Origin of the sequence: Streptomyces spinoverrucosus (assembly GCF_006539505.1) — a bacterium.
GTDB lineage: Bacteria > Actinomycetota > Actinomycetes > Streptomycetales > Streptomycetaceae > Streptomyces > Streptomyces spinoverrucosus.
Map to the genome: position 1 here is coordinate 167,600 of NZ_BJND01000023.1, position 25,798 is coordinate 193,397.

At 70.6% G+C, this 25,798-nt stretch carries 24 protein-coding genes and 1 pseudogene; 15 read left to right on the forward strand and 10 right to left on the reverse strand.

The features are described from left to right. Nucleotides 1–25: 25 nt before the first annotated feature. The 5 genes from SSP24_RS17390 to SSP24_RS17410 are packed head-to-tail and all read left to right on the forward strand — an operon-like array spanning nucleotide 26 to nucleotide 5,501. Nucleotides 26–1,987, forward strand: a complete 1,962-nt coding sequence (locus SSP24_RS17390; protein WP_141310467.1) for a B12-binding domain-containing radical SAM protein — start codon at nucleotides 26–28, stop codon at nucleotides 1,985–1,987. After that, entirely contained in the window at nucleotides 1,987–2,922 is a 936-nt protein-coding gene (locus tag SSP24_RS17395) for a multinuclear nonheme iron-dependent oxidase (protein WP_141310468.1), read from the forward strand. The genes SSP24_RS17390 and SSP24_RS17395 overlap by 1 nt, the downstream gene beginning before the upstream one ends. After that, the gene (locus SSP24_RS17400) at nucleotides 2,912–3,709 is read left to right on the forward strand and encodes a hypothetical protein (protein ID WP_141310469.1); all 798 of its coding nucleotides are present in this window, start codon (nucleotides 2,912–2,914) and stop codon (nucleotides 3,707–3,709) included. Before SSP24_RS17395 ends, SSP24_RS17400 begins: the two co-directional genes overlap by 11 nt. Then, complete coding sequence (locus SSP24_RS17405) at nucleotides 3,706–4,491, forward strand: JmjC domain-containing protein (protein WP_167529612.1); 786 nt, start codon at nucleotides 3,706–3,708, stop codon at nucleotides 4,489–4,491. The genes SSP24_RS17400 and SSP24_RS17405 overlap by 4 nt, the downstream gene beginning before the upstream one ends. Next, nucleotides 4,488–5,501: a metallopeptidase TldD-related protein gene (locus tag SSP24_RS17410; RefSeq protein ID WP_167529613.1), complete on the forward strand. Its 1,014-nt coding sequence runs from the start codon at nucleotides 4,488–4,490 to the stop codon at nucleotides 5,499–5,501. The genes SSP24_RS17405 and SSP24_RS17410 overlap by 4 nt, the downstream gene beginning before the upstream one ends. A 23-nt stretch (nucleotides 5,502–5,524) precedes the next feature. Here the strand turns inward: SSP24_RS17410 and SSP24_RS17415 are convergent, their stop codons facing one another. After that, entirely contained in the window at nucleotides 5,525–6,430 is a 906-nt protein-coding gene (locus SSP24_RS17415; RefSeq protein WP_174864667.1) for a LysR family transcriptional regulator, read from the reverse strand. Between the two features lie 87 nt (nucleotides 6,431–6,517). On the opposite strand from SSP24_RS17415, the gene SSP24_RS17420 reads away from it, so the two are divergent. Together SSP24_RS17420 and SSP24_RS17425 are read left to right on the forward strand one after the other, a co-directional pair. Further along, the gene (locus SSP24_RS17420; RefSeq protein ID WP_141310473.1) at nucleotides 6,518–7,348 is read left to right on the forward strand and encodes an SDR family NAD(P)-dependent oxidoreductase; all 831 of its coding nucleotides are present in this window, start codon (nucleotides 6,518–6,520) and stop codon (nucleotides 7,346–7,348) included. 245 nt (nucleotides 7,349–7,593) lie between these two features. Continuing rightward, a complete protein-coding gene (locus tag SSP24_RS17425) occupies nucleotides 7,594–9,171 on the forward strand; it encodes a S8 family peptidase (protein WP_141310474.1) in 1,578 nt (525 codons plus the stop codon). Here the strand turns inward: SSP24_RS17425 and SSP24_RS17430 are convergent, their stop codons facing one another. Then, entirely contained in the window at nucleotides 9,172–10,368 is a 1,197-nt protein-coding gene (locus tag SSP24_RS17430) for a serpin family protein (RefSeq protein ID WP_141310475.1), read from the reverse strand. A gap of 102 nt (nucleotides 10,369–10,470) precedes the next feature. Here SSP24_RS17430 and SSP24_RS17435 point away from each other — a divergent pair, with 102 nt between their 5' ends. The 6 genes from SSP24_RS17435 (at nucleotide 10,471) to SSP24_RS17460 (ending at nucleotide 17,129) form a co-directional block, all read left to right on the forward strand. Then, nucleotides 10,471–11,754, forward strand: coding sequence for a DUF4190 domain-containing protein (locus SSP24_RS17435; RefSeq protein WP_141310476.1), 1,284 nt, complete (start codon nucleotides 10,471–10,473; stop codon nucleotides 11,752–11,754). 146 nt (nucleotides 11,755–11,900) lie between these two features. Then, a complete protein-coding gene (locus tag SSP24_RS17440) occupies nucleotides 11,901–12,653 on the forward strand; it encodes a GntR family transcriptional regulator (protein ID WP_141310477.1) in 753 nt (250 codons plus the stop codon). Between the two features lie 334 nt (nucleotides 12,654–12,987). Continuing rightward, the gene (locus SSP24_RS17445) at nucleotides 12,988–13,176 is read left to right on the forward strand and encodes an SPOR domain-containing protein (RefSeq protein WP_141310478.1); all 189 of its coding nucleotides are present in this window, start codon (nucleotides 12,988–12,990) and stop codon (nucleotides 13,174–13,176) included. A 36-nt stretch (nucleotides 13,177–13,212) separates the two neighbouring features. Beyond that, a complete protein-coding gene (locus SSP24_RS17450; RefSeq protein WP_141310479.1) occupies nucleotides 13,213–13,629 on the forward strand; it encodes a (deoxy)nucleoside triphosphate pyrophosphohydrolase in 417 nt (138 codons plus the stop codon). Between the two features lie 202 nt (nucleotides 13,630–13,831). Beyond that, the gene (locus SSP24_RS17455) at nucleotides 13,832–14,260 is read left to right on the forward strand and encodes an ATP-binding protein (protein ID WP_141310501.1); all 429 of its coding nucleotides are present in this window, start codon (nucleotides 13,832–13,834) and stop codon (nucleotides 14,258–14,260) included. A 262-nt stretch (nucleotides 14,261–14,522) separates the two neighbouring features. After that, nucleotides 14,523–17,129, forward strand: a complete 2,607-nt coding sequence (locus tag SSP24_RS17460; protein WP_229865881.1) for a SpoIIE family protein phosphatase — start codon at nucleotides 14,523–14,525, stop codon at nucleotides 17,127–17,129. A gap of 120 nt (nucleotides 17,130–17,249) precedes the next feature. Here the strand turns inward: SSP24_RS17460 and SSP24_RS17465 are convergent, their stop codons facing one another. The 3 genes from SSP24_RS17465 to SSP24_RS17475 all read right to left on the reverse strand — a co-directional run bounded on the left by SSP24_RS17465 (nucleotide 17,250) and on the right by SSP24_RS17475 (nucleotide 20,159). Further along, nucleotides 17,250–18,935 carry an immunity 49 family protein gene (locus SSP24_RS17465; protein WP_244951796.1) on the reverse strand — a complete coding sequence of 562 codons (1,686 nt, stop codon included), beginning with the start codon at nucleotides 18,933–18,935 and terminating at the stop codon, nucleotides 17,250–17,252. Nucleotides 18,936–19,087: 152 nt separating this feature from the next. Next, nucleotides 19,088–19,303, reverse strand: coding sequence for a DUF397 domain-containing protein (locus SSP24_RS17470; protein WP_141310481.1), 216 nt, complete (start codon nucleotides 19,301–19,303; stop codon nucleotides 19,088–19,090). Nucleotides 19,304–19,307: 4 nt separating this feature from the next. After that, nucleotides 19,308–20,159, reverse strand: a complete 852-nt coding sequence (locus SSP24_RS17475; RefSeq protein WP_141310482.1) for a helix-turn-helix domain-containing protein — start codon at nucleotides 20,157–20,159, stop codon at nucleotides 19,308–19,310. A 226-nt stretch (nucleotides 20,160–20,385) separates the two neighbouring features. Here SSP24_RS17475 and SSP24_RS17480 point away from each other — a divergent pair, with 226 nt between their 5' ends. Continuing rightward, complete coding sequence (locus SSP24_RS17480) at nucleotides 20,386–20,811, forward strand: ATP-binding protein (protein WP_373306767.1); 426 nt, start codon at nucleotides 20,386–20,388, stop codon at nucleotides 20,809–20,811. 20 nt (nucleotides 20,812–20,831) lie between these two features. On the opposite strand, the gene SSP24_RS17485 is transcribed toward SSP24_RS17480, so the two are convergent. Next, on the reverse strand, nucleotides 20,832–21,275 hold the full coding sequence (locus SSP24_RS17485) for an immunity 49 family protein (protein WP_229865903.1): 444 nt from the start codon (nucleotides 21,273–21,275) through the stop codon (nucleotides 20,832–20,834). A gap of 78 nt (nucleotides 21,276–21,353) precedes the next feature. Between SSP24_RS17485 and SSP24_RS17490 the strand changes: the two genes are divergently transcribed. Continuing rightward, complete coding sequence (locus SSP24_RS17490; RefSeq protein WP_141310483.1) at nucleotides 21,354–21,611, forward strand: hypothetical protein; 258 nt, start codon at nucleotides 21,354–21,356, stop codon at nucleotides 21,609–21,611. Nucleotides 21,612–21,632: 21 nt separating this feature from the next. Here SSP24_RS17490 and SSP24_RS17495 read toward each other — a convergent pair whose 3' ends face one another. The 4 genes and pseudogenes from SSP24_RS17495 to SSP24_RS17510 form a co-directional block, all read right to left on the reverse strand. Continuing rightward, a complete protein-coding gene (locus tag SSP24_RS17495) occupies nucleotides 21,633–22,493 on the reverse strand; it encodes an immunity 49 family protein (RefSeq protein WP_141310484.1) in 861 nt (286 codons plus the stop codon). A gap of 134 nt (nucleotides 22,494–22,627) precedes the next feature. Beyond that, nucleotides 22,628–23,419 (reverse strand): immunity 49 family protein, encoded by a 792-nt coding sequence (locus tag SSP24_RS17500; RefSeq protein WP_141310485.1) that lies wholly within the window; start codon nucleotides 23,417–23,419, stop codon nucleotides 22,628–22,630. A gap of 192 nt (nucleotides 23,420–23,611) precedes the next feature. Continuing rightward, a complete protein-coding gene (locus SSP24_RS17505) occupies nucleotides 23,612–24,472 on the reverse strand; it encodes an immunity 49 family protein (protein ID WP_141310486.1) in 861 nt (286 codons plus the stop codon). Continuing rightward, a pseudogene (locus SSP24_RS17510) lies at nucleotides 24,469–25,798 on the reverse strand (hypothetical protein); the annotation flags it as partial. The pseudogene SSP24_RS17510 and the gene SSP24_RS17505, both read right to left, overlap by 4 nt.

Below are 25,798 nucleotides of genomic sequence, written 5' to 3' on the forward strand. Positions count from 1 at the left end.
TGAGCGACGTAGCGCTGGTGATGCGATGAGCGACGTACTGCTGGTGATGCCGCCCGTGAGCGAAGCCGTGCAGTTCCCGTACCTGGCGCTGCCGCAGCTCACCGCGGCCTGGACGGCCCAGGGCTACCGGGTCCGCGCCGTCGACCTGAACCTGGAGTACCGCGCTCGCGTCCTGGTCCGCCGCCACGTCCCGCCCGCGGCGGACGGCCCGGCCCTCGGGGCGGGTGCGCCGAGCGCGGGCGAGGTCTTCCGGACCGTCAGCGAGCGCTACCGGGCACGGCACGGCGCCCGGATCCTGGAGACCGCCCGCGACCGCTCCACCGGCTTCGCCCAGGAGACGGCCATCCAGGCGATGGTCCGCTACGTCACGCGGCAGGCCACCGAGGACGGCTGGATCGTCCAAGGCCCGCTGCTGCTGTCCGAACTGGACAAGCTCGTCGACGCCGCCCGCGACAGCTGGTCGGCGCGCTGGTGCGCCGACCGCCTGGAGGAGCTGCTGTCCGAAGACCCGCCGCGGGTGCTGGCGTTCTCCGTACCGTTCTTCAGCCAGGTCGTCCCCGTCCTCACCCTGTGCGCGCTGCTCAAGGAACGGCGGCCCGCGCTGCGGATCGCGCTCGGCGGGCCCACCGTGCAGATGTGGGCGGCCCTGCTGCGCCGGCACGTCACCAGCTCCCACGCGGTCGACCACTGGTGTCTGGGCCACGGCGAGGGCTTCCTCGCCCGCATCCTGAGCGGCGGGCGAATCGGCGGGTGGCGAAACGGCGCGGGGCCAAACGGCGCGCCACCAAACAGCGCGCGACGAAACGGCGCGCAACCGGACACCGCCGCCGTCGGCGACCCCCCGCCGGAATCCCCAGGCCTCGCCGACGGCTTCGTCCTGAGCGAGCAGCCCATGCCCGACTTCGACCAGTTCGACTTCTCCCTCTACACCAACATGGCCCACCAGTTCCCCTACCGGCTCACGGTCGGCTGCTACTGGGGCAAGTGCACCTTCTGCTCGTACGGCAACCGCTACCGCGACGCCCGTGCCTTCCAGCAGATCGCCCCGGAGGTGGCCGCCGAACACCTGGTGGCGCTGGCCGACCGGCTGGAGATGACCGATGTGGCGGTCACCGACGAGAACACCGGCCTGCGCCACCTGCTGCGCGTGACGGAGGCGGTCCGCAGGCGCGGGGCGCCGCTGACCTTCCGGGTCCGGGCGCGCCTGGAGCGCGAACTGGCCGACCCCGGCTTCTGCGAACGGCTGCGCGCGGCGGGCTGTGTGCAGCTGTCGACCGGGTTCGAGACGGCCCACCAGGACATCCTCGACTCGCTGCACAAGGGCCAGGACGCGGCGCACGCCGAACGCGCCGTACTGAACCTCACCCGGGCCGGAATCGTCACCAACCTGTCGTTCATGGACGGCTTCGACCACGACGACGCCCTCCAGGGCTTTCACGACACGGTCGGGGTGATCCAACGCCACCCGGCGGAAATGGGCCTGGACACCATGCAGTTGGTCGTCGCCGAACCGGGCAGCTACCTGTGGGCCGAGCGGCGGCGCCAGGCCGACGACGCCTACCTGGTCACCAACGACGGCCTGGCCTTCGCCGCCGGACGGATCGGCGGCGCGCTGCTGGAGGACACCGCGACGGAGGAGGCCCGGCAGCGGCTGCTGCGCATGACCGTCGAGGCGGTGCCCGACGCCGAACGGTCCGTCCGGCCCGACCTGTCGCCGCGTGCGCCGGACCGCTCCGCAGCGCCAACGGCGGTCGCCGGGCCGGTGGTGCGGGCCCGGCCGCGGTTCGGGGTGGCGCTCGACTCCGTCCGTACGCGCTGGTTCCTGGCCGATGTCGCCTGGCCCCGGATGGCGGCCGTACCCGCCGACGTGGAGCGCACCCCCGACGGCGGCCTCGTCGCCGAGGAGCCGCGGGCGCGCCGCTGGCTCGCACAGATGGTCGACAAGAGGCTGCTCGTGCTGGACACACCGGATGCGGAGAGTGCCTGATGGAGAAACTGGGGCTCGGGCTGGGCATGGACCTCGTCTGGGGCGAGCGCATCGGATTCGACAGGACGGGTCAGGGCCGCCCGACCGACCAGGTGGCGGCGTTCCTGCGGCGCAACGCGCAGACGTACGACTACATGTTCGTCGCCTTCCAGCCCATCGACTACGGCCCGCTCAGCCCCGAGCGGTACTTCCCGGCGTACGACGAACTCTTCGCCCTGTTCGGCGACGGCCGCCCGCGCGCCTTCCACCACACCCTGCTCAACACCGGCAGCCCGGAGCCGTACGAGCGGGCAGCCGTCGCGGACTTCACCAACGCGCTGATCGAACGCTACGGATTCCGCTGGGTCATCGAGGACTTGGGGATCTGGTCGCTGTCGGGCCGCAGCCTGCCGTACCCGATGCCGCCCGTGCTCACCGCGGAGGGGCTGCGGCGCTGTGTCGCCGGGGTCGCGGAGTGGCGCGAGCGGCTGCGGGCGCCGCTGTCCGTGGAGTTCCCCGGCTTCACCGAGGGCGGCAGCTTCCTGGTCGGCACGATGGACGCCTTCGCGTTCTTCGACACCGTGATCCGGGAGACGGGCGCGTACGCGACGATCGACATCGGGCACATCCTCGCCTACCAGTGGCTGATGGGGCGCACGGGATCGCGCATGTTCGAGGGACTGGATGCGCTGCCACTGGACCGCTGCCACGAGGTGCACCTGTCGGGCTGCCAGATCGTCGACGGCCGCTTCCGCGACCTGCACCACGGCGTACTGCTGGATGAGCAGCTCACCTTGCTGGAACACCTGCTGCCGATGATGCCGCGACTGACCGGAGTCACCTACGAGGACCCGAAGTTCACCGCCGACGGGACGCTCGTGCCCAAGTCGCGGAAGAACGCGGAGCGCCTCTTCGCCCTCGTACACGACTGGAAGGAGACCGCCCATGCCGCATAAGGCCGCCGAGGCCGATATGGCCGATATGACCGAAGTCGGGCTGCACGGGCGTATCCTGCGGGTGCTGGACCGGCTGCTGTACGACTCCGAGTTCCGCTCCGCGTTCATCGCGGACGGCCCCGACGGCATGCGGCCGCCGCTCGACGCGGACCTGATCGAGGTCTTCGACCGGGTGGACCTGACGGAACTGCGGCTGGTCGGGCGCAACATCCGCTCGGCGGTGGTCAGCGGCGGCACCGGCACGGGGCAGGGACTGAAGGGCGCCTTCGCGCGGACGCTGGAGGTGATCCAGGAGCGGCACGGGCTCAGTGTCAACGCGGTGGCCGAACTCTTCCTCGCCTCCCCACAGTTCCAGCACTTCCGCGACGTGCCCTACTCCCCCCAGGGGCGCGGGCTGACGCTGCCCGAGTGCTTCCACCGGTTCATGGCGGCCGGGCCGTCCTTCGACCCCGAGGGCACGCTGGAGCCGCTCGTCCACTACGAGGCCGCCTGCGCCATCGCCCGCGCGCTCGCCACCGGCGCGGGCGCCACCTTCGACGTCACGCTGCGCGGCGCCGCCTTCCACGGGGGCGTGTTCTGCGCCTTCCGCGACTACGCCGAGGCGCCCGCCGCCTGGGAGTTGCACCCCACGATGTTCCTGGCAGGTGCGGGGCGCTGCGTCGTCGGCCCGGCCGGGCGCCCCCTCTTTGACGCGCTGACCTCCGTCCTGGCCGGTCACGATGCGGGGATGGCACCGGACGTACGGGCGAAACTCCAACAGCGACTGCGTTCATGGGGGCTGCGATGAGCACACGACCACCGCTGGAGACGGACGAGTTCGACCTGGAGCTGTTCTACCGCGAGCACTGGCGCCGCCGCCCGATCGTCTGGCGCGGCTGTGGCCCGCGCTTCCTCGCCCCCGCGCTCGACTGGCCCGACATCGAGGCCCTGGAGCGCCGACTGGAGCAGACACCCCCGGCGGCGGAGTCCGAAGCCCAGGTGCGGCGGCGTCCCGACGGCGCGGTGCTCTTCGTCAACCAGGCCCAGCACACCCTGCCGGAACTGGCCGATGCCTGCGTGAAGCTGGCCGGCCTGTTCGGCTGGGACGAGTGCACGGCGGATCTGTCCGTGACCCGGGGCCGCGGGGCGGGGATCGGCTGCCACTTCGACCACAGCGACAACTTCGTCGTACAGCAGCAGGGTTCGAAGACCTGGCTGGTGGGCCTGCCCGAGGACACCGAACCGGAGCGGCAGCGCAAACGCATGCTGGAGACCAAGGGCTTCGTACCTTCCGGCCGCCTGCCCGAGGAGCCCTACAGCGTGGTGCTGCACCCCGGCGACGTGCTCTACCTGCCGCTGTTCGCACCGCACGAGGGCGTGGAGGGGGACGGCAGCGACGGCTCTGTCAGCGTCTCCTTCTCCTACAACGCCCAGAGCGCACTGTCCCGGCACCTCAAACCGCTGCTGAGTGCGCTGTCGCGGGAACCTGCCTGGTGGCAGCCGCTGCCGCTGGGCGGGCCCGACACCGATCGGCTGGAGGACGCGCTGCGCCGCGCCCTGCGGGCGGTCACGGACGCGCCCGCACGGTGACCGACGTCCTGGACGCGGCACTGGACTCGGCGCGCGTGCGGCTGGGGCCCCGGGCGCGGATCGACCGGGACGAGCGGGAGGGGCTGTGGCGGGTGCGGATCAGCCTCGGCGCCGCGCCTCACGGCGCCACGCCTCACGGCGCCACGCCCCAGTGGGGTGCGGCCGCCTACGACCCCGCCTTCGTGGCGGAACAGATACCGCACGGCCTACGGCAACTCCTCGCCGACCAAGCCCTGCTGCGGCTGCGCGTGCCGCTCGCGGGGCCGGTGGCCGGCCCGGCGCTGTTGTCGCCCACGGCGGCCGGGGTCCTGGTGCACGAATGCTTCGGACACACCAGCGAGGCCGACAACTACCTGGCCGACGGCGGCGCCCTCGGCCGCACCCTCGGCGACCGCTGGACACCGGCCGCGCTGACCGTACGGGACCGGCCGCGGGCCCACCCGTACGCGGGCAGCTACGCGCACGACGACGAGGGCACCGCCGCGCGGACCGTCACGCTGCTGAGCGAGGGCCGCTGGACGGGCCTGCTCACCGACCGGAACACCCGCGCACTCAGCGGCGGCCGCAGCACCGGGCACGGACGGGGCCGCCGGGACGCGGTCGCCCCGCGCTGCAGCGTGCTGGAGGTCGCGGCCGGCCGGGACACGGCGGAGGGACTGCGCGACCGGCTGGGCGACGGCTGGCTGCTGGGCACGGCGATCGGGGGCTTCTCGGTGCGCGGACACCTGATCCTGGAACTGCTGTGGGCGCGCCGGGTACGGGCGGGTCGGCCGACCCGCGAGATCGTCGGACCGGTGGCGATCTGCGCCCGCAAGGCCGCGCTGGCGGGCCGGATCACGGCCGTCGGCGACGACGTGACGGTGCACAGCACGCCCTACACCTGCGTCAAGGACGGCCACGAGGTCGGCTCGACCCTCATCAGCCCGTCCCTGCTGCTGGACCACTGCGTCCTGCGCCCGCTCGCGGACGTCGAACGGCTGCTGGCCCGTTCCACCGCCCCGCGGGCATGAACCCGAGGTGCGCAGCCGGTCGGCTAGCGCATTCCGGCCACCCGTCGGCACGCCTCCGCATACCCCCGCACCAGCGCCCGCTCCCCGTCCTCCCGCCGCCACGCCACGGCATAACGGCTCGGTGAGACCCCGCGCACCGGACGTGTCGTCACGCCGCCCAGGGTGAGCAGGGGAACGTTGCCCTCCGCCACGAGGCAGACGCCGAGACCGGCGACCAGTGCCTCGTACGTCTCCTCCGTGCTCGCGATCTCCGCACCGATCCGCGGCGGCCGCCCGCCCCGCTCGTCCAGCGCGAGCCAGTAGTCCCGCAGCGGCCCCGCACTGTCCGGCAGCGCCAGGAACGGCTCGTCGAGCAGGTCCGTGAAGTCGACCTCGGGACGGGCCGCGAGCGGGTGGGTCTCGGGTAGGGCGACCCGGCGCGGTTCCTCCGCGAGCACCGTCCACCCGTAGCGCTCGGCGTCGGGCAGGGGAAGCCAGACGAACGCCACGTCCGCGTCGCCGTCGGCGAGGCCCGCGGTCGCGTCCTCCCAGCTGACGTGCCGCAGGCGTACGGTCGCCTCCGGGTGGGCCGCCGTGAAGCGGGAGCGGATCGCGGGCAGCAGGCCCCCACGGCCGGGGCTTGTGCTCATGCCCACCCGCAGGGTCGTGCGCTGCACCGCCCTGACCCGGGCCACGGCCTCCGCGCCCGCCTCCCAGGCCTCCAGCACCCGCCGGGCGTGCGGCAGCAGCGCCTCGCCCGCCTCGGTGAGCGCCACGCCGTGCTGGTCGCGCCGGAACAGCTCCACGCCCAGCCGGCGTTCCAGCGCCCGGATCTGCTTGCTCAGCGCGGGCTGGGAGACGTACAGCCGTTCGGCGGCGCGGGTGAAGTGCAGTTCCTCGGCCACGGCGACGAAGTACCGCAGGTCCCGGCCATGCACGTCGGTGGTCATGCCCAACGGTTATCACCGCAGGTCTTGGACGGGCAACCGCCCTGCGGGGGAGAGTCGACGCATACGGCACAGAGACGAGGAGGGGCCATGAACAAGGTCTGGCTGATCACGGGGGCGAGCAGCGGTTTCGGGCGGGCGCTCACCGAGGCGGCCCTGGCCGCCGGGGACGTGGTGGTCGGCGCCGCGCGGCGGCCCGAGGCGCTGGACGAGCTGGTCGCCGCCCACCCCGACCAGATGGAGGCGCTACGGCTGGACGTCACCGACATCCTCGCCATCGCCGCCGCCGTACGGGACGTCGTCGCCCGGCACGGACGGATCGACGTCCTCGTCAACAACGCCGGCCGCACCCACGTCGGCGCCTTCGAGGAGACGACCGACGACGAACTGCGCGCCCTGTTCGACCTGCACGTCCTCGGCCCCGCGGCCCTGGTGCGCGCCGTGCTGCCGTACATGCGCGAGCGGCGATCGGGCGCGATCGTGCAGATGAGCAGCGTGGGCGGGCAGGGTTCGTTCGCGGGGTTCTCGGCGTACAGCGGGACGAAGTTCGCCCTGGAGGGCATGTCCGAGGCGCTCGCGGACGAGGTGTCCGACTTCGGCATCAAGGTGCTGATCGTGGAGCCGGGGGCCTTCAGGACCTCGCTGTTCGAGGGCAGCCGGGCCGGGTTCAGCGCCGACAGCGGGGTGTACGAGAAGGTGAGCGGGACGCGTGCATACGTCTCCGGCGGCGACGGCGCCCAGGCCGGGGACCCGGCGAAGGCGGCGGCGCTCATCCGGGCCGCGCTGGAGGCCGACCGGACGCCGCTGCGGCTGCCGCTGGGCGACGACTCGGTGACGACCGTGCTCGACCACCTCGACCAGGTGCGGGCCGAGGTCATGGCGTGGGAGAAGCGGACCCGGGACACCGCGTTCGACGAGTGAGCGACCGGCGAGGCCCTCCCGGAGCGGATTCGGCTCCGGGAGGGCCTTGACGCGCCGTCATGTCAGCCGTATGGCAGCCTGGTTACATCCGTGCAGGGCCCTTGTGCAATTCCTGTGGAAGCCTCAATCTTTCGGCTGACGCACAGGTGAGCACAGTGTGGGTTGACATGTTCCTGTCTATCTCATGAGCCATCTGTGGCGTCGCCCCCACACCAGCGCACCACCGATTGAGGAGGACCCCTCAGATGGCAGTGATGCGTACTCCCCTCCGCACCTCCCGGCGAAGACTGGCCGCGATCGGCGCCCTGACCAGTGCGGTGCTCGCCGCGGGCCTCGTCTCCGCCCTGCCCGCCCAGGCGGCCGAAGGCCACATCCAGTACGAGGGCGCGGCGAACGCCGTCGCCGACAGCTACATCGTGACCCTCAAGGCGGACCGGGCCCGCTCGGGCTCCGCCGAGGGACGCGCGCTGGCCAAGAAGTACGGCGCCTCCATCGAGCGCACCTACACCAAGGCCCTGAACGGCTACGCGATCGAGGCCGACGAGACCGAGGCGAAACGTCTCGCCGCCGACCCGGCCGTCGCCTCCGTCGTCCAGAACCGCACCTTCACCATCGCCGGGACCCAGCCCAGCCCGCCCTCCTGGGGCCTGGACCGCATCGACCAGCGCAACCTCCCGCTGAACAACTCGTACACCTACCCGGACTCGGCCGGGCAGGGCGTGACGGCGTACGTCATCGACACCGGCGTCCGCATCACCCACAGCGACTTCGGCGGCCGCGCCTCCTACGGCTACGACGCCATCGACAACGACAACACCGCCCAGGACGGCCACGGCCACGGCACCCACGTCGCCGGCACGGTCGCCGGCAACGCCTACGGTGTCGCCAAGAAGGCGAACATCGTCGGCGTCCGCGTGCTGAACAACTCAGGCTCCGGTACGACCGCCCAGGTCGTCGCCGGTATCGACTGGGTCGCCCAGAACGCGGTCAAGCCGGCCGTCGCCAACATGTCCCTCGGCGGCGGCGCCGACTCCGCGCTCGACACCGCCGTACGCAACGCCATCGCCTCCGGCGTCACCTTCGCCGTCGCGGCCGGCAACGAGTCCACCAACGCCTCGACCAGGTCACCCGCGCGCGTGACAGAGGCGATCACGGTCGGCGCCACCACCAGCTCCGACGCCAAGGCGAGCTACTCCAACTACGGCTCGGTCCTGGACCTCTTCGCCCCGGGCTCGTCCATCACGTCCGCCTGGAACAGCAGCGACTCGGCCACCAACACCATCTCCGGTACGTCGATGGCGACCCCGCACGTCGCCGGAGCGGCGGCACTCTACCTGGCCGACAACCCCTCGGCCACGCCCGCCCAGGTGTCCACCGCGCTGACGTCCGCGGCCACCACCGGCGTCGTCACCAGCCCCGGCTCCGGCTCGCCCAACCGGCTGCTGTACGTCGGCGACGGCGGCGACCCGACGCCGCCCGGCCCGCGCTTCGAGAACACCGGCGACTACGCGATCAGCGACAACTCCACGGTCGAGTCCCCGGTGACGGTCTCCGGCGTCTCGGGCAACGCGCCCTCCGCGCTCGCCGTGGAGGTGCACATCGTGCACACCTACATCGGTGACCTCCAGGTCCAGCTGATCGCCCCCGACGGCACGGCGTACACGCTCAAGGGCTACGGCACCGGCGGCAGTTCGGACAACATCGACACCACGTACTCCGTCAACGCCTCCTCCGAGGCCGCCAACGGCACGTGGAAGCTGAGGGTCAGCGACAACGCGCGGTTCGACACCGGGCGCATCGACGCCTGGGCGCTGCAGTTCTGATCACATGGAATGACTCTCCTCGCGGTAGGGCTCCGGGTCCGTGACCCAGCCCGCCGCGAGGACGAGGCGTGTACGGCGGTCGAGGGCGAGGAAGCCGAAGGGCCGGTCGAAGGTGGCGCGGGCGAGGGTGGTCACGTAACGGAACTCGGGAGCCCCGCCCGGCACCGCGGCGACCGCCGTCACCGCTCCGGCGCGGAAGCCCAGCGCGCCGAACCGCGCCATCGCCGACTGCCGGGCCGAACCGACGGCCAGCGGGGCGTCGCTGATGCCGGGGAAGTGGCCCTGTGTGGCGTCCCGCGCCGTCGTCAGCCCGAACAGGCGGTGCGCCGCCAGCAGATCGTGCTCGGCCGTCATGTCGTACGCCACCGTGCGCACCAGGAGCGTCGGCGGCTCCGGGGTGACGCAGCGCATCTTCTCGATGCGCAGGCCCGGTCCCGCGTCCCCGTACGGGAGCCGCGGCCCCGGCACGACCGTGTGGCGGCCCGCGAGGATGTCCACGCCCGCCGTCAGCACCTGCCCCGGTGTCATCCGCTCCTCGCCGAGCAGCAGGTGGACGCTGACGCCGTTGCTGCCCAGCACCTTCAGCTCGGTGACGGCACCGTCGGGCGTCTCGGCGACCCCGACCCGGTCCAGCAGGGCGCTCCAGCGGTTCAGGCCGACCAGGGTCCTGCCCCGCCAGGGTCCGTCGGCAGGCCACAGCGGGGTCTCCTCGAACGGCCGCATCCAGTCCGTCCGCAAGGCCAGCGCACTCGCCAGCACCATCTCGGTGCCGTCCGTGAGCCCGACCGGCATCCGCTCGATCAGCCCGCCCGTCCGCTTCTCCGCCCAGGCGTCCAGCGCGGCCCGATCGGCCGCCTTGTCCCCCATGAGCACCCCGTGTGCTTCGGCGGGCAGCCCGGCCGCCCAGGTCTCCTTCAGCTCCAGCGTGCGTTTCGTCCACAGGCCCAGGGCCGAGTTCAGGCCCCGCATCGAGGCCAGGGCGGCGAGCAACTCCCGTGCGGCGTCCGCGGCTTGGTCGGCGGGCAGGCCCACCGCGTCCGCCAGCTCCGCCCGCGCCGCGCCCCCGGCCCCGTCCGCGAGGAGGGCGAGCAGGGGCCACACCCCGGCCGCCGAGAAGGCCGTACCGTCCGTGACGGTCCGGGCCCAGCGGGACGTCAGCCCGTTCACCGCGCCTGTCGTCGCCCGCGCAATCCGCATTCCGCCCCCACTCGTCGCCCGCTTACGATGCGCCAGGTCCTGCGACTCGCAGAGCCGTAGGCCCGTCCTCCTCCGCAGCCCTGAAACAGGAGCACCGTACCTGTGTCCATACCTCCGCCCTCTGGGCCCCCGCAGCCGCAGGACCCGCAGGGTCCCTACGGCCCGTACCCGGCTCCGCAGGCCCAGGGGCCGTACGGCGCCCAGGGATCGTACGGCGGCCAGGGACCGTACGGCGGCCAGGGACCGTACGGCGGTCAGGGACCGTACGGCGGTCAGGGCCCGGGGCCGTACGGTCCTCAGAGGCCGGGGCCGTACGGTCCTCAGCCGCCGTACGGGCCGTGGGGCCCGTACCCGCCGCAAGGGCTGCCGCCGGTCAACGGTCTCGCGATCGCCGCCCTCGTGCTCGGCATCCTCTGCTTTCTGCCGGCCGTCGGGCTGGTGCTCGGGCTGATCGCGTTGCGGCAGATCAAGCGGAAGGGCGAGCGCGGCAAGGGCATGGCGGTCACCGGGGCCGTGCTGTCGACCGTCGGGCTCGTACTGCTGACCGTGTCGCTCTCGACGGGTGCCGTGTCCGCCTTCTGGGAGGGCTTCAAGGAGGGCGCGCGGGACAGCGCGATCGCCTCGCCGGACAAGGGCGAGTGCTTCAACTCGCCCAGTGGCTCGCTGGAGGGTGAGACGTACGACGTCGACGTGGTGCCCTGCTCCGGCATGCACGACGGCGAGGTGTTCGCCACCGTCACCCTGCCCGGCGGCACTTTCCCCGGCGACGACCACATCACGAAGGTCGCCGACGACAAGTGCTACGCGCTGGAGGCCGACTACGCCATGGACAGCTGGGCCCTGCCCAACGACGTCGACGTGTACTACCTCACCCCGACCCGGCAGAGCTGGAGCCTCGGCGACCGTGAGATCACCTGCATCTTCGGCAACACCGACGAGCAGGGCAGCCTGACCGGCTCCCTGCGCAACGACGAGAGCACGCTCGACGCGGACCAGGTCGCCTACCTGAAGGCGGCCCGCGCCATCGACGCCGTACTGGGGGAGGAGCCCGAGGCGTTCCCCGACGAGGACCTCGCGGCGAACCGGGCGTGGGCGCAGGACGTGCACGACGTGCTGGCCGAGCAGGGCCCGGCGCTGGACGCGCACACCTGGCCCGCCGACGCCGAGCGGCCCATGGCCGACCTGGTGAAGGAGCTGGAGTCGGCCCGGAAGGAGTGGGCGAAGGCGGCGGACGCCGGGGACGCGGACACCTTCTACGTGCACTACGACGAGGCCTACGGGTTCTACGACGGCCCGGCCACCGTCACCGCGCGCGAGGCCCTGGGGCTGGACACCAGTCCGCCCACCGACGATTCGGCCGAGGGCGGCTCGGACGCCGACGTGTGATCACCCCTATAGCGGGGAGAAAGTGCCTGCGTAAGCCTGCGCGGGCCAGAAGTAATCACATCGAGTGATTCTCTGGCCTCCGCTTGCCTGACACAACCCACGGTTGCCACGCTGTTGCTGTCTGTACAACCTGATGGGAGCGGCCAGTGACATTCGGTGAGCAGCCGGCGTACCTGCGCGTCGCGGGTGATCTCCGCCAGAAGATCGTCGACGGTCTGCTGCCGCCGCACACCCGCCTGCCGTCACAGGCGAGAATCCGCGAGGAGTACGGGGTCTCGGACACGGTCGCGCTGGAGGCGCGCAAGGTGCTCATGGCGGAGGGGCTGGTCGAGGGCCGCTCCGGTTCCGGGACCTATGTGCGGGAGCGGCCCGTGCCCCGCAGCATCGCCCGCTCCGGGTACCGCCCGGCCAGTGGTGCCACGCCGTTCCGGCAGGAGCAGGCCGACGCCGCCGCGCGCGGCACCTGGGAGTCCAGCAGCGCGCAGACCGAGGCGAGCGGCGCCGTCGCCGAGCGGCTCGGCATCCGGCCCGGCGACCGGGTGATGTGCACCAAGTACGTCTTCCGGGACAGCGGCGAGCCGATGATGCTGTCCACCTCTTGGGAGCCGCTCGCCGTCACCGGGCGTACGCCGGTGATGCTGCCCGAGGAGGGCCCGCTCGGCGGCATGGGTGTCGTCGAGCGCATGGCCGCCATCGACGTCGTCGTGGACAACGTCACCGAGGAGGTCGGCGCCCGTCCCGGACTCGCCGAGGAGTTGCTCGCGCTCGGCGGTGTCCCCGGACATGTCGTCCTCGTCGTGCAGCGCACCTTCTACGCCTCCGGGCGCCCGGTCGAGACGGCCGACGTCGTGATCCCGGCCGACCGCTACCGGGTCGCGTACCACCTCCCGGTGAAGTAGCGCACAACCTTGCGGTAGTTGCTCCCGGCACAGGGGTGCCGGGAGCCTTTTTACGCACCGTCACACGCCTTCACGCGCCTTCACGCGGCGGTGGATTCCGGACGTTTTCGCAGGTGGCCCGTGGCGTGCCCGGTATGCCGCTGACCGGATGCGCGGAGGTGCGCGGACGGCGCGTTCGACGTCGTGCGCCCCCCTGGTGCTGGCTTGTTGCGTACCTCTTTGTAAAAAGCCGTATTCGCTGCGTGAAGGTTGGGCGTAGGCTCGGGCATATGCGGATTGCGGTTTCCTTAGCGGGCGGGGCGCGCGGGCCGAGGGCGGGAAGCGGAGGGGCGCGATGAACGACAGCACGGTGACTCTTCCGTGGCTGGTCATACGGCAGGACGACAACGGCAATCGCTACAGCGTGGGCAGGTATGCGACGCGCGCCGAGGCCCAGAAGATCGCGGACAGCCTCGACAGCCGGGGGCACAAGCAGCTCTATTGGGTCGAGCGCATCGGGCAGGACGGGGAAGACCAGGTGTGAGCGGCGCCGCCCGGGTGCTCCCGTAGGCTCCGGCGCATGACGGAACGGATCGTGGTGGTGGGCGCCGCCCTGCTCGACGGCGGCCGACTCCTCGCCGCGCGCCGCAGCGCGCCCACCGAGCTGGCCGGCCGCTGGGAGCTGCCCGGCGGCAAGGTGGAGCCGGGCGAGGCGCCCGAGGCGGCGCTGGTGCGGGAGTTGCGCGAGGAACTCGGCGTCGAGACGGAGGCCGTGCGGCGCGTGGCGGGGGAGTGGCCGCTGAGATCGCCGTACGTCCTGCAGGTGTGGACCGCACGGCTGCTGGCCGGCTCTCCCGAGCCGAAGGCTCTCCAGGACCATGACGAACTGCGCTGGCTGACGGCCGGGACGCTGTGGGATGTGGAGTGGCTGGAGCAGGATGTCGGGGCGGTGCGGGAGGTTGCGCGGGTGCTTGACGCCGGTGGGGCGGAGGGCTGACGCGTGAGCGTGGGTTCGTAGGAGCGCGACGGGCGTGAGCTGTGGGCTCGTAGGAGCGCGACCGGCGTGATCCGGCGCCGCGGCCGCCTTCTCGGTGCGCGCCTTCCACCCGTACGCCGTTGGGGCCACTGTGCGCCCTCCCCGGCGGTACTGCGCCGGGGATATCGGGTATGTGCCCATTAACCCCACGAAACCGGACATGGTGGGCTCACTGTCCTGGGAAGTGATCGGCGTGCTCGACACCGAAGGCGACCGCGTCGAGTGGACCTTTCCCGCCGACCCCACAGCCGTGCGCACCGCGCGCTCCGTCGTCCGCCGCCAGTTGCACGGCTGGGCGCTCGACAGTGTCAGTGACACCACGGCACTGCTGGTCAGCGAACTGGTGACGAACGCGCTGCGGCACGCCACGGGCCCCATCGGGGTACGCCTGGTACGCCCCGCCGATCTGCCCGACGTCCTGCTCGTGGAAGTCTCCGACCCCCTCCCGGACCTGCCCCGCGAACGCGACGCCCACCCCGAGGACGAGAGCGGTCGCGGGCTCCAACTGGTGGCCTCCTCCTCGCGCCGCTGGGGAACCAGGCCCGGGGAGTCGGGCAAGACGGTGTGGTTCGAACTCGCCGTCCCGGGTTGAAGGCGGGCTCGTCGGCCGATTACAGCGGTCGTACTTCTGTCCATGGACGGGGTCCGGCCGGAAGGCGTTGCCCGAAGGCGTGATTCGAGGGCGTGTCCCCTGGTTAGAAGACTGGAAGTGTTGTCGCGGCACGGTCCGAAAACCGCCTGGACCGTGCTGTGATCGTGAACACCGTGTTGCGCGGCGCCGTAGTGCTGGATACTGCGGGCAGCCGCCCCCGGTGACCGGTGCCGGGCGCGGTGAGCTGGAGGGGACGGTTCGCGTGAGCGAGATACCAGCGAAGGCCACGGAGTCCGAGGACCCGTCGGACGGCGCGAGTACACAGGCCGCGGGTGCCTACGGGGAGCCGGCGTCTTCGGATGCGCTGTGGCAGAGCAGTCCGCCCGGCTCGATCTACGACTACATCAAGGTCGCGTCCTTCTCCATCGGCCCCGACGGACTGATCGAGCAGTGGAGCCTGCGCGCCGAGAACCTCTTCGGCATCCCGGCCGCGCGCGCCGTCGGGACCGACCCCATCGAGGCGTTCATCGACCCCGATCTGCGCGAGCGCGGACAACGGAAGATGGCCGAGATCCTCGACGGTCGGGAGTGGACCGGTGTCGTGCCCTTCCGGCTGCCGGAGACGGCCGACGGCGGGCGCGGCGGCACGGGGCTCGCCGAGGTCTATGTGATGCCGACGCGCACCGAGGACGGCGAGAAAGCGGCCGTCTGTATCGTCGTCGACGTACGCGTGCTGCGCCGTATCGAGACCGACCTCGCCGCCTCGCAGTCGATTTTCGGTCAATCCCCGTTCGGCTTCCTGCTGATCGACCCCGACTTGAAGGTGCGGCGCGCCAACCAGCGGTTCGCCTCCGTCTTCGGCGGCACACCCGACGACCACCGCGGCCGCGGGGTCCACGACTATCTGCCGCGCGGTGAGGCCGAACGGGTCGACGCGACGCTGCGCCGGGTCCTGGAAACCGGCGACAGCATCACGGACATGCACGTCACGGGCTTCGTACCCGGCTCCGACGAACGCCGGCACTGGTCGGTCAACCTCTACCGGGTGCACAGCGGAAGCGGCCGCCCGATCGGCATCGCCTGGCTCGGAACCGACATCACCTCCCGCCGCGCCGCCGCCCGCGAGGCCGCCGCCGCCCGGCGCAATCTCGCCCTCCTCAACGAGGCCGGCGCGCGCATCGGCAACTCCCTCGACTTGGAGACCACCGCCCGCGAACTCCTCGACGTCGTCGTCCCCGGCTTCTGCGACCTGGCCACGGTCGACCTCTACCAGGGCCTCCTGGTCGGCGATCAGATCCCGCAGGGACTCGCCGACGGCAGCGCCGAACTGCGCCGCGTCGCCTTCGCCAGCGCGGTCTCCGACGCGCCCTTCGCCGGCACCGGCAAGCCGGTCACGGTCGGCGCGGTCCACCACTACCCCTTCAACTCGCCCTGTGCCGACGCCCTGCGCACGGCCCGCCCGCGGACCGTCCCCGCCGAGGAGGGCGGCCTCGTCCAGTCCACGCTCGCCGTGCCGATGGTCGCCCACGACACGGTCGTAGGACTCGCGCAGTTCTCGCGGACGAAGGGCAGCGAGCCGTTCGGCGACCGGGACCGCGACCTGGCGGTGGAGTTGGCCGCGCGGGCCGCGGTCTGCATCGACAATGCGCGCCTGTACCGCCGTGAGCACGAACGCGCGTTGATACTGCAACGGTCCCTGCTCCCGCCCGGCGACCCGGTCGCCTCCGGCCTCGACATCGCCTGCCGCTACCTGCCAGGGAACGCCTCCACCGGCCGCCCCAGCGAGGTCGGCGGCGACTGGTTCGACGTCATCGAACTGCCCGGCCACCGTACGGCGTTGGTGGTGGGCGACGTCATGGGCCGAGGCCTGCGCGCCGCCGTCGCCATGGGCGAACTCCGTACGGCGGTCCGTACGCTGGCCCAGCTCGACCTCGAACCGGCCGAGGTGCTCTCCCACTTGGACGAGATCGCCCGTGGCCTCGGCACCCCCGGCGGCATCCAGCAGGCCACGCGGGCCGCCCGCCGTCCCCGCGAGGCGGATCTGTCCGAGGTGTACCTGGCGACGTGCGTGTACGCGGTCTACGACTCCGTCACCCGCCGGTGCACCTTCGCCAACGCGGGCCATCTGCCGCCGGTCCTGGTCGAACCCGGCGATGCGGCACTGATGCTCGACGTACCGCCGGGCCTGCCGCTGGGCGTGGGCGGGGAGCCGTTCGAGGAGGTCGAGGTGGAACTCCCCGAAGGCGCGCTTTTGGCTCTCTACACGGATGGACTGGTCGAATCCCGCGACCACCCGCTGGACGAGGGACTCCAGGCCTTCGTCGGGGCGCTCACCGACCCGGCCCGCCCGCTGGAGGACGTCTGCGACCAGGTCCTCAACACCCTCGACACCCACCACGGCGAGGACGACATCGCCCTGCTCATGGCCCGCGTCCAGGGCCTGCCCGCCGAGTCGGTCGGCGACTGGACGCTCCCGCGAGAGCCGCGCAGCGTGGGCCGGGCCCGGGAGTACGCGCGCGGCCAGCTCCTCAGCTGGGACCTGGAGCCGCTGGTCGACACGACGGAACTACTGGTCAGCGAACTGGTCACCAACGCGCTGCGGTACGGCGAGGGCGAGATCAGACTCCGTCTGCTGCTGGACCGCACCCTGGTCTGCGAAGTCTGGGACTCGGGCCTGGTCCAGCCCCGCCGCCGCCGCGCCCGCGACACCGACGAGGGCGGCCGCGGCCTCCAACTCGTCGGCCTGTTGTCGGCCGCGTGGGGCTCCCGCCGGACGCACCGCGGCAAGACGGTGTGGTTCGAACTGCCGCTGCCGGACGGGGAGAACGGGGTGGTGGACCCGGCGGAGGCGTTGCTGAGTCTGTTCTAGACCGGGGTCTGACGGTCGGCTGGAGCAAGGGCGTTCCTTCGTGGGCCGATGCCCTTTCGGGGCCGGGGGCGAGCCGGTCTCCCGTGGAGCGGTGCAGACATAGCCGGCGGCCTCTGGGGGCTACCGAGGCTCGGCCGCCTGCAGAAGCCGGGGCGGCAGATAAGGGGAGCTGATGCGGATCCGCCAGCCCCTGCGACGGGCGTGGCAGGCCAGAGCCAGAATGCCCAAGTCGATTGCGGCGTCCGCGTCGTCGCCGCGGTCCGCCACGGCGAAGTGGTCACGGTGTGCTTCCAGGGCGTCGATGAGGGCCAGGTTGAAGCTCTCCTCGTCGCCCTCGACGAGTTGGGAGAGCAGGATGGCGGGTGGCAGCTGAAAGCCCCACCTGGCCACCTTGTCCAGGTCTGCCAGAGCGCGGTCCATGGCGGGCTCGGGATCGTCGGCGCGCAGGTAGGCGTGCAGTGCCTGGTAGTACGACGCGTAGGCGGAGCCGTCCGCGAGAACGCCGGGGTCGATGAGTACCAGAGGGGCCAGATGCTCACGCCTGCCGGTGATCAGGGCAAAGTACGTCGCGGTGAGCCACTGCGGTGCCTTGACGGAGGAGGCGGCAGCCGCTCCGAACCGGGACCCCAGGGCGACGTTTTCGAGTTGCTGGTCGCTGACCTCGGCACCGAGGGTGGCGCGGAACTTGAACAGCAGTTCCTGGTCGCGCATGGCATCCAGCAGTTGTGTGGCGGAGACCGACTCGTCATCGCCGCATGCGAGGACTGCGCGCGTCCCTCGCTCGAAGATGGCTTCACTCTCCGGGTTCATCGGGCGTGGATTCTCCGGGCGGCCGACGAAGACGGGACCGGCGCCGAGTTCCGCGACCGCGTCCGGGCGCCGCTCTCTGCCGTACGCCTTGACCCGCGGTCCCGCGGACTCGAACCCGGTCACCAGTGCCCGCGGCAGGTAGCCGGATTCGACCGGTGGCTGCCAACCCTCTCGGCGGTGAGCAAGAGCCGCCAGCGCCAAGGGAATGAGGGGCAGCAGGGAGCGGGGCGTGGCGTCGGGCGCGCCGCGTTGGTAGGTCAGCAGGGCGGCGAGCGCGGTGCGGAAGTCCTCCCGGTCGCCGGCCGCCATGGCACGCAGGGCGGACAGTGCGGTGGTTTCGAGGATGTCGCCGGAGTCACTGTTGTGAGTGTGAATCCGGGCAAGCGCGGCGTCCAGCGCGGCCAGCTTCTCCGCGCGGGACGGCGGGAAGTTCTGGTCGTCGTCCCCGAGGTCCCCGAAAACGTATGCCATCAGACCGTTGATCAGCTCTCCGGCCGGGCGTCCCGCACAGTCACGCTGGCACTTCTGGCGGGCGAAGTGGAACGCCTCCCCGTGCCATTCGGCCCGCCCGGCGAGGAGTGCCAAACAGAAGGCATCGATCCACTCCCCTGCGGTAATGGACTCTGCCTTGCCCGCTGACTCGCCCTGTTCGTAGGTCATGCCGAAGTTGACGTAGTGGAGGAATACCTCGAAGTGGGCAACAGGGTAGTAGGCGGCGAACGCCACCTTGCCGACTGCTGCCTCGGCGGCGTCGAGCAGGACCGCCTTGGCCTCTGGGACGTCCAGGTCAGGGTGTTCCAAGGACAGCGCCCCGAGGTAGTCGAGGAATGCCGTACCGACCATCCACCAGTCGTGCCCGGTGATGGGCCCGGCCTTCGACATGCCGTGCACCACCCGGCCGATCCTGTTGGTGAAGTCTTCACGCGCCGCCGTTGCCGTAGCGGCGCTCACCGAGTGCCGTTCTATCCGCATGTCCCGTTCCCCGTGGCCGTTCATCACCATCTCACCCTAGATCAGCGGGCGAGGTCACTGCCTGGCCCGGCCGACCGACAACCGCCCCCGGCGCATTGAACCCTCGGGTGCCCGGCAAGGGATGCGGCGGGCGTCACTGACAGCGGCTGCATTCCCGTGATCTCCGTGTGGCGGGCTCAGGCCTCCGTCTTGCCTGCCCAGCCGGAAACCGGCGTTTTCAGGGCTTCGACGAAGGTGGTGAAGGCTCCGGTTGGGATGGTGAGGGTTGCTCTGGTGGGGGCCTTGGAGTCGCGGATGGCTATGTGGGTGTCGCGATGTACAACCTCCACACAGGCGTTGCCCTCGCCGCCGCCGGAGAAGGACGACTTCTGCCAGGTGCCGGGGGTGATCATGTGCTCACAGCTCCTTCGCCAGCCTGTGGATGAAGTCACGCGAACGGTCGGGTTCGAGTGACACCGCTTCTAGCCTACGGAAGAGCGTTCGAAAGCGGTTGAGTTGGGCTTGGGCGTCAATGAATGCCGTGCCGTGCGGACCGTCGCGTACGACGGTGTCAAGCTGGGAGACGGGGCCGCCCGCATACACCATGGCGCTTCCCGCTCCGGCAAAGCCGTCCAGATCGAAGGGGATGACGCGCACGGTGACTTGGTCGGCTTCGGAGAGTTCCAGGATGCGGGCGAACTGAGCCTGTACTGCGGCACGGTCGCCGACCCTGATGCGCAGCGCCGCTTCGTGGATCACGGTCACGTACGGGGTCGGACTGGGGCGCTCGATAATGACCCTGCGTTTCATCCGGTGGTCCACCCGGTGCTCCACCTCGTCGTCCGGGAACTCCGGGTTCACGTAGGAGAAGAGCGCTCGGGCGTAGTCCTTGGTCTGCAGCAGGCCTGGGACGTGCAGGAAGTCCACGTCCCACCGGTAGTCGGCGTGGTGCTCCAGCTCGGCCAGATCCAGGAACGATGTAGGAAGATGGCCCCGGTACTCCTCCCACCAGCCTCGTGTCCGGTCCGTCGCCATCGCCACCAGGGCATCGATCAACTGATGATCCGGGCAGGCGTAGTTGGCTGCGAGCCGACGCAGCCGCTGCTCACTCACGCCTGAGATCCCGGACTCGATCTGGCTCATTTGGACAGAGTTCACGCCAAGGAGGCTCGCCGCCTCGGTTGCCTTGAGCCCTGCTGCTTCACGCATCTTCCGCAGTTCGGCGCCCAGGCGTACCTGGCGTGCCGTGGGGTGCTGCCTTACTGGCACGGCGTCCTTCTTCCTTCAACAGCCCTGGTGGGACGACTCGTTGGAGGGTCAGACTAGGTGATCTGCTTGCACGGACTGAAATTTATGACCTACCGTCAGTGACGCGACGCGCGCGCTGCGGAATGTCGGAGTGTCGGAAGCGCACCGCACCGTCCTGCCACGACGGGGGCGGCACTGCCACCGCCCGGTCGGCCGCGATCCCTCTCTAGCCGAATGGAGTTCAGGCATGTCCGAGAACGAAAACGAACCGTGGGAGTACTGCCTCTACATCCCGAACGACCTGCGCGCGGTCACGGTAAGCCGCCGAACCCTCCGCCTGATTCTGACCATGCACGGCCTGATCCACCGGTGGGATGTCGCCGAGTTGGTGGCAACAGAGCTGGTCTCCAACGCCGTACGGCACACCAAGGGCCCCGCCGCCCTTCGGGTGTGCTGGTCGGCCGGCGTCCTGCGGATCGGCGCGTGGGACGCCGACCCCGAGCCGCCCGAGCCGCCAGCATCGTTGGAGAGCTGGGCTGACGCGGAGCAGGGGCGCGGGCTGGCACTGGTCCGGGCCTGCGCAGACGTATGGGGCTGGCAGCCGTTGGCAAGAGAGGGCAATCGGGGTACGTATGGTGCGAGCTTGCCGCAGCGTAGGCGCCGTACTGCCTGAGCCCAGAGCGCTTCGGAACCTCAGATCGTGGCGCTCAAGAGATGCCTACCTGCACGTAGGGAACTCACCGAGCCAGTTGCGGCCGAGGGGGACGGCGGGCAGGTACTCGGACTCGACCTCGATCGGGATGCCGCGTCGTGGCCGAAGCAGGCCATGGCGAGGGGCGAGAGCGACGAAGCCCGAAGCCTGGAACGCACGAAGCGGTGGAACATCTCCATCGGCGGATACAGCAGCTTGCCCGCCGTCTCCGGGTCGGAGGCGGCTGTCGGGTCGGTGCCGTCGACCGGGGCCACGAGCTTCGAGCCGAGGTCGGGGCCGCCGCGCCAGTAGGTTTGGAGGGTGTCGATGCAGGCGTAGTGGTGCTCGTTGAACTGCGAACCGTTCTCCCGGAGCAGGGACAGAGGCGCCAGGGCCGTGATTCTTTCCCGTTCCCGGCAGACCACGGCCAGGTGGAAGGCGCTGATCCAGCTGCCTGGGTTTACGTACCATTGCGGGCCGGTGGCCTGGAGTGTGCGGTCCGAACTATTTCCGCCCCGAAGTCCGTGCGCACGTCACGTGCTTTCGCCCCGGTCGACGAATACGTACTGCACTGGATCGACACCCTGCGGACCTACTTCTCGCGCGGTTCCATGGACGACGTCGTGCAGAAACTGGTCGCCACGGGACCACGACGCCTTCGCCAAGACCCTCGACGAAGTCCTCACGCACCATGGGACGACTACGAGTTCCCGGTCGCCTCCACGCAGCCGTATCTACCCAAGTACCTGCTCAACCGCGAACGGATCGAGGACATCCTGTAACGACGTGGACGACGACCGGGCTCAGACCTCGAACTCGCCCAGCCAGCCGCGCTGGAGGAGGTGTCTGGGGAGGTAGTCCGACTCCACCTCGATCGGGATTTCTCCGTCGTAGGCGAGACAGGCGATGGCGAGCGGGGCCAGGGCGACCATGCCCGAGGGGTCGTCGGTGCGGTCCTCGTCGGCGGTCCAGTAGGCCTTGTGGAGCTCCAGGGCCTCCACGAGGGCCTGGTTGAACCCGTCGTGGTCCTTGCGCAGGAAGCGGTAGAAGAGGTTGATCGGCGGATACAGGATTTGTTGAAGCAGGTCACGGGGGGCGATGACCGCGGTGTCGGGGTTTGAGCCCTGGAGTGCCGCGGTCATTTCCTCAACCAGCCCAGGCTGCTGCAGCCAGTACGCTTGAAGAGCGGCCACCCACTGATAGACGTACTCGTCGTACGCGCCCTCGGGTGAGCGGAGCCGATCGAGCGGGACCTCGCACAGTTCGGTCATGCGCTTCTGGTCGCGGCAGATCACGGCCAGCCAGAACGCGGTGAGCCAGTTCCCCGCATCGGCGTACGGCCGGGGGCCGATGGCCGGAATGGTGCGGACCTCGTGAGCGATACGGCACTGCACCGTGCCCTCCGTGGCGCCGGTTACCGCGAAAATCGCCGAGTAGAGCTGCATGGCGGTGACCACCGCTTCCCAGGTCTCCAGCCGCGCGGCCCGTGGGTCGACGGCGCAGCGGGCCTGGAGATGGAGGATTGCGGTACTGAGAGACATGTCGAGCGAACCGGGAGATCGTTCGAGTCTCTCCACGCCCTTGATCACACTCCGTCCGAGTCGCTCCGCATAGCGCTCGTCGTCGGGACCGGGCGAACTATGGCGTGGGATGGTGACGCTCACGGCGTACTCCTGTCGGAGATGTCGAACTGCCTCATGCTGCCCCCGCCTCGGTGCACCGCCCGACGATCCCGGCGAGCGCCTGCCGCCGGTCGGCGATGAGCCACCAAGGCGTCTGTCCCTGGAAGATCTTGGTTCTACGTCGGGAACTCGCCGAGCCAGTTGCGCCCGAGGAGGGTGGCGGGGAGGTACTCGGACTCGACCTCGATGGGGATGCCGACGTCGTGGGCGAAGCAGGCCATGGCGAGGGGGGCGAGGGCGACAAGGCCCGAGGCCTGGAAGGCTCGGCTCTCTTCGGTCCAGTACTCCTTGTGCCACTGGAGGGCGCTGGCGAGCGCCCGGTTGAAGCCGGCGTTGTCCTCGCGGATGAAGCGGTGGAACATCTCCATCGGCGGGTACAGCAGCTTGCCCGCCGTCTCGGGGTCGGTGGCGACTGCCGGGTCTGTGCCGTCGACCGCCGCCACGAGTTTCGAGCCGAGGTCGGGGCCGCCGCGCCAGTAGGTCTGGAGGGTGTCGATCCAGGCGTAGTGGTATTCGTCGAACTGCGAACCGTTCTCCCGCAGCAGGGACAGAGGCACTTCGCACAGGGCCGTGATCCGGTCCCGTTCCCGGCACACAACCGCCAGGTAGAAGGCGCTGATCCAGCTGCCTGGGTTCACGTACCACTGCGGGCCGGTGGCCTGGAGCGTGCGGTCCTTGTGTGCGATGCGGCACTGAACGTGGTCCTGGGCCGTGGTCGCGGCGGCGAACACGGCGGAGCCGACCTGCATTGCGTTGACCCAGGCATCCCACGTGGGGAAGATCGACGCCCGCGGGTCCACCAGACAGCGCGACTGGGCCAGGGTGAGCGTGGTGCGCTGAGCGTCGCCCAGCCTGGTGGAGCGTTCCTCCAGACCGTCGATCAGTTCCAGCGCGTTCTCGTGGAGCACAGTGAGCCCCTCCTCCGCGTTCCCCGTGGGAAAGGGATGGCGGGGGATGATCGCGACCAACGCGTTTCTCCCTAGAAGATTTGAAGCAGCCCAGCTCGGCTCCGGCACCCGCTTGGTCAGCTGATGCAGCAGCCCGCCCTCTCCGGTCAGCTGCAGCCCTCGTTCCGGGCCCGGTCGACCAGCATCGCGAACTCAGACCTCGAACTCGCCGAGCCAGCCGCGCTGAAGCAGGTGCTTCGGCAGATAGTCCGACTCCACCTCGATCGGGATTTCTCCGTCGTAGGCGAGACAGGCGATGGCGAGCGGGGCCAGGGCGATACGGCCTTCGGGGTCCTTCGCCCGGTCCTCGTCGGCCGTCCAGTACGCCTTGTGCAGCTCCAGGGCCTCCACGAGGGCCTGGTTGAACCCGTCGTGGTCCTTGCGCAGGAAGCGGTAGAAGAGGTTGATCGGCGGATACAGAACCTTCTGCAGCAGATCACGGGGCGCGACGGTCGCCACATCGGGGTTCGAGCCCTGCAGCGCCGCGGTCAGTTCCTCCACCATCCCCGGCCGCTGCAGCCAGTACGCCTGCAGGGCGGCCACCCAGTGGTAGACGTACTCGTCGAACTGGCCCTCGGGAGAGCGCAGGCGGTCCATCGGGATCTCGCAGAGCCGGGTCATGCGTTTCTGGTCGCGGCAGATGATCGCGAGCCAGAAGGCGGTGAGCCAGTTGCCCGCGTCGGCGTACGGGCGGGGCCCGATAGCCGGGATGTGCCGGATCTTGTGGTGGATGCGGGTTTCGACAACACCGTCCGTACTGCTCGTCACGGTGAACAGCGCCGAGCCGAGCTGCATGGCGGCGACCACCGCCTCCCATGTTTCGATGCTCGCGGCACGGGGGTCCACCGTGCAGTGCGCCTGCACGTTCAACAAGGACTTGGTGAACGTGGTGTCGATCATGGCAGGAGCCTCCTCCAAGCGCTCGATCGACGCGGTGGTGCTCCCGCTCAGAGCCTCGGCGAAACGCTCGGCGTTCGGCCCCGGCGCTCCATGCCGGGCGATGCTGACGGTCACGGCGTGCTCCTGTTGGCGATGTTGAACTGCCTCATGCTGTAGCCAGCGTACTCGCCGACGTTTTTCTGTCCCTTGACGACGATGTAGTCCACATCTCCCCTGGCCAGCGCCGCTTCGAGTTCGTCCGCGAGCAGCAACTCGTTGGGGTTGTCCTCACCGCGTTTGCGCATCTCGTTCAGGATGTCCAGGAAGTACTCCCTGGTCCCCTGCGAAACTCGCTTTCCGTCCGGCAAGTTCCGCGCGCCCAGTTCCGTGGTGACGTTGCTCTTGGCCTCGACGACGACGTAGCCGCCGTCCTCGCGCCGCCACACCTGGTCGAACTGGTCGTTGCCGTTTGCCGGGCCGTCCAGAGGCTCCCGGGTGGCGTTCGGATAGTGCTCCGGGATGACGTGGTGTTCGGCGATGGCCTCGCCGTATGCCTCCGCGTTGTCCCGCATGTCGCGGTGCGCGGCCTTGTACTCGTAGGTGCGCTCGACCTGGTCCAGGTGGGTGTCGGGTGTGGGGTTGTTCTTGTGCGCCTCGATGGCCTCGGCCCTGTGGCCGGCGGCGGCTTTGTCGTAGCCGACGGCGTAATGCCGGTTGGCCGCTGCCTCGTCGAGAGTCCTGAGGGCCTCGGGGCTCGCGGTCTCGCGCCCGGCCTTGATCGCGTCGCCGAGGTAGTGGGGCTGGATGGGGTCCGGCGCGTCCTTGACCGAGACCCAGGGGTGCTGGGGCGACTGCCGGGTCAGTTGGGGAGGCGTCGTCCCGCTCTCGTCGAGGAACTCGAGGTTCTTCCGGTTGCCGTTGGACTTGTAGAACTGCTCGAAGTACCCGGGTTCGTGGTTGGCACGGTAGACCTGGATCTCGTGGACCTGCTCCGGTGTGAGAGAGCCCTCCGGGCCGTACGGGTTGTCGCCATCACGCATGAAGCTGGGCCGGGCGGCTTCCGCGTCCCGGGCGGGGGCGCTGCCTTCCGGCGTGGGCGCCGCGTTGTCCCCGCCTGCGGCGGCCTCGTCGCCGGTACGGCCGATGTCGTCCAGCCCGCCGCCCGTCGGGCCGTCGCCGCGGGGCAGTGTGTCGGTGGTGCTGCCGCCAGGCAGGTCGTGGCTGCCGGACGGGCCATGGCCGAGGTCGTCGGCGCGGCCGCCGGGAAGGTTGTCGGCGCGGCCGCCGGGGAGGTTGTCGCCGACGTTGTTGCCCGGAAGGTGGGTGTCCACGCTGTTCGTCGGCATGTTGTCGCCGACCCCGCCGCCGGGGAGGTTGTCCGCGGTGCCGCCGGGGAGGTGGTTGCCCAGGCCGGTGCCGGGGATGTCGCCGCCTGCGTTGATGGTGGGTGTGTCGTCGCCG

Bases quoted from the DNA above. Each gene is read 5' to 3' on its own strand.
- SSP24_RS17400 (WP_141310469.1), top strand. From the start codon at position 2,912: ATGCCGCATAAGGCCGCCGAGGCCGATATGGCCGATATGACCGAAGTC.
- SSP24_RS17450 (WP_141310479.1), top strand. From the start codon at position 13,213: ATGACGGAACGGATCGTGGTGGTGGGCGCCGCCCTGCTCGACGGCGGC.
- SSP24_RS17395 (WP_141310468.1), top strand. From the start codon at position 1,987: ATGGAGAAACTGGGGCTCGGGCTGGGCATGGACCTCGTCTGGGGCGAG.
- SSP24_RS17430 (WP_141310475.1), bottom strand. From the start codon at position 10,368: ATGCGGATTGCGCGGGCGACGACAGGCGCGGTGAACGGGCTGACGTCC.
- SSP24_RS17445 (WP_141310478.1), top strand. From the start codon at position 12,988: ATGAACGACAGCACGGTGACTCTTCCGTGGCTGGTCATACGGCAGGAC.
- SSP24_RS17420 (WP_141310473.1), top strand. From the start codon at position 6,518: ATGAACAAGGTCTGGCTGATCACGGGGGCGAGCAGCGGTTTCGGGCGG.
- SSP24_RS17415 (WP_174864667.1), bottom strand. From the start codon at position 6,430: ATGACCACCGACGTGCATGGCCGGGACCTGCGGTACTTCGTCGCCGTG.
- SSP24_RS17390 (WP_141310467.1), top strand. From the start codon at position 26: ATGAGCGACGTACTGCTGGTGATGCCGCCCGTGAGCGAAGCCGTGCAG.
- SSP24_RS17425 (WP_141310474.1), top strand. From the start codon at position 7,594: ATGGCAGTGATGCGTACTCCCCTCCGCACCTCCCGGCGAAGACTGGCC.
- SSP24_RS17405 (WP_167529612.1), top strand. From the start codon at position 3,706: ATGAGCACACGACCACCGCTGGAGACGGACGAGTTCGACCTGGAGCTG.
- SSP24_RS17470 (WP_141310481.1), bottom strand. From the start codon at position 19,303: ATGATCACCCCCGGCACCTGGCAGAAGTCGTCCTTCTCCGGCGGCGGC.
- SSP24_RS17465 (WP_244951796.1), bottom strand. From the start codon at position 18,935: ATGAACGGCCACGGGGAACGGGACATGCGGATAGAACGGCACTCGGTG.
- SSP24_RS17480 (WP_373306767.1), top strand. From the start codon at position 20,386: ATGTCCGAGAACGAAAACGAACCGTGGGAGTACTGCCTCTACATCCCG.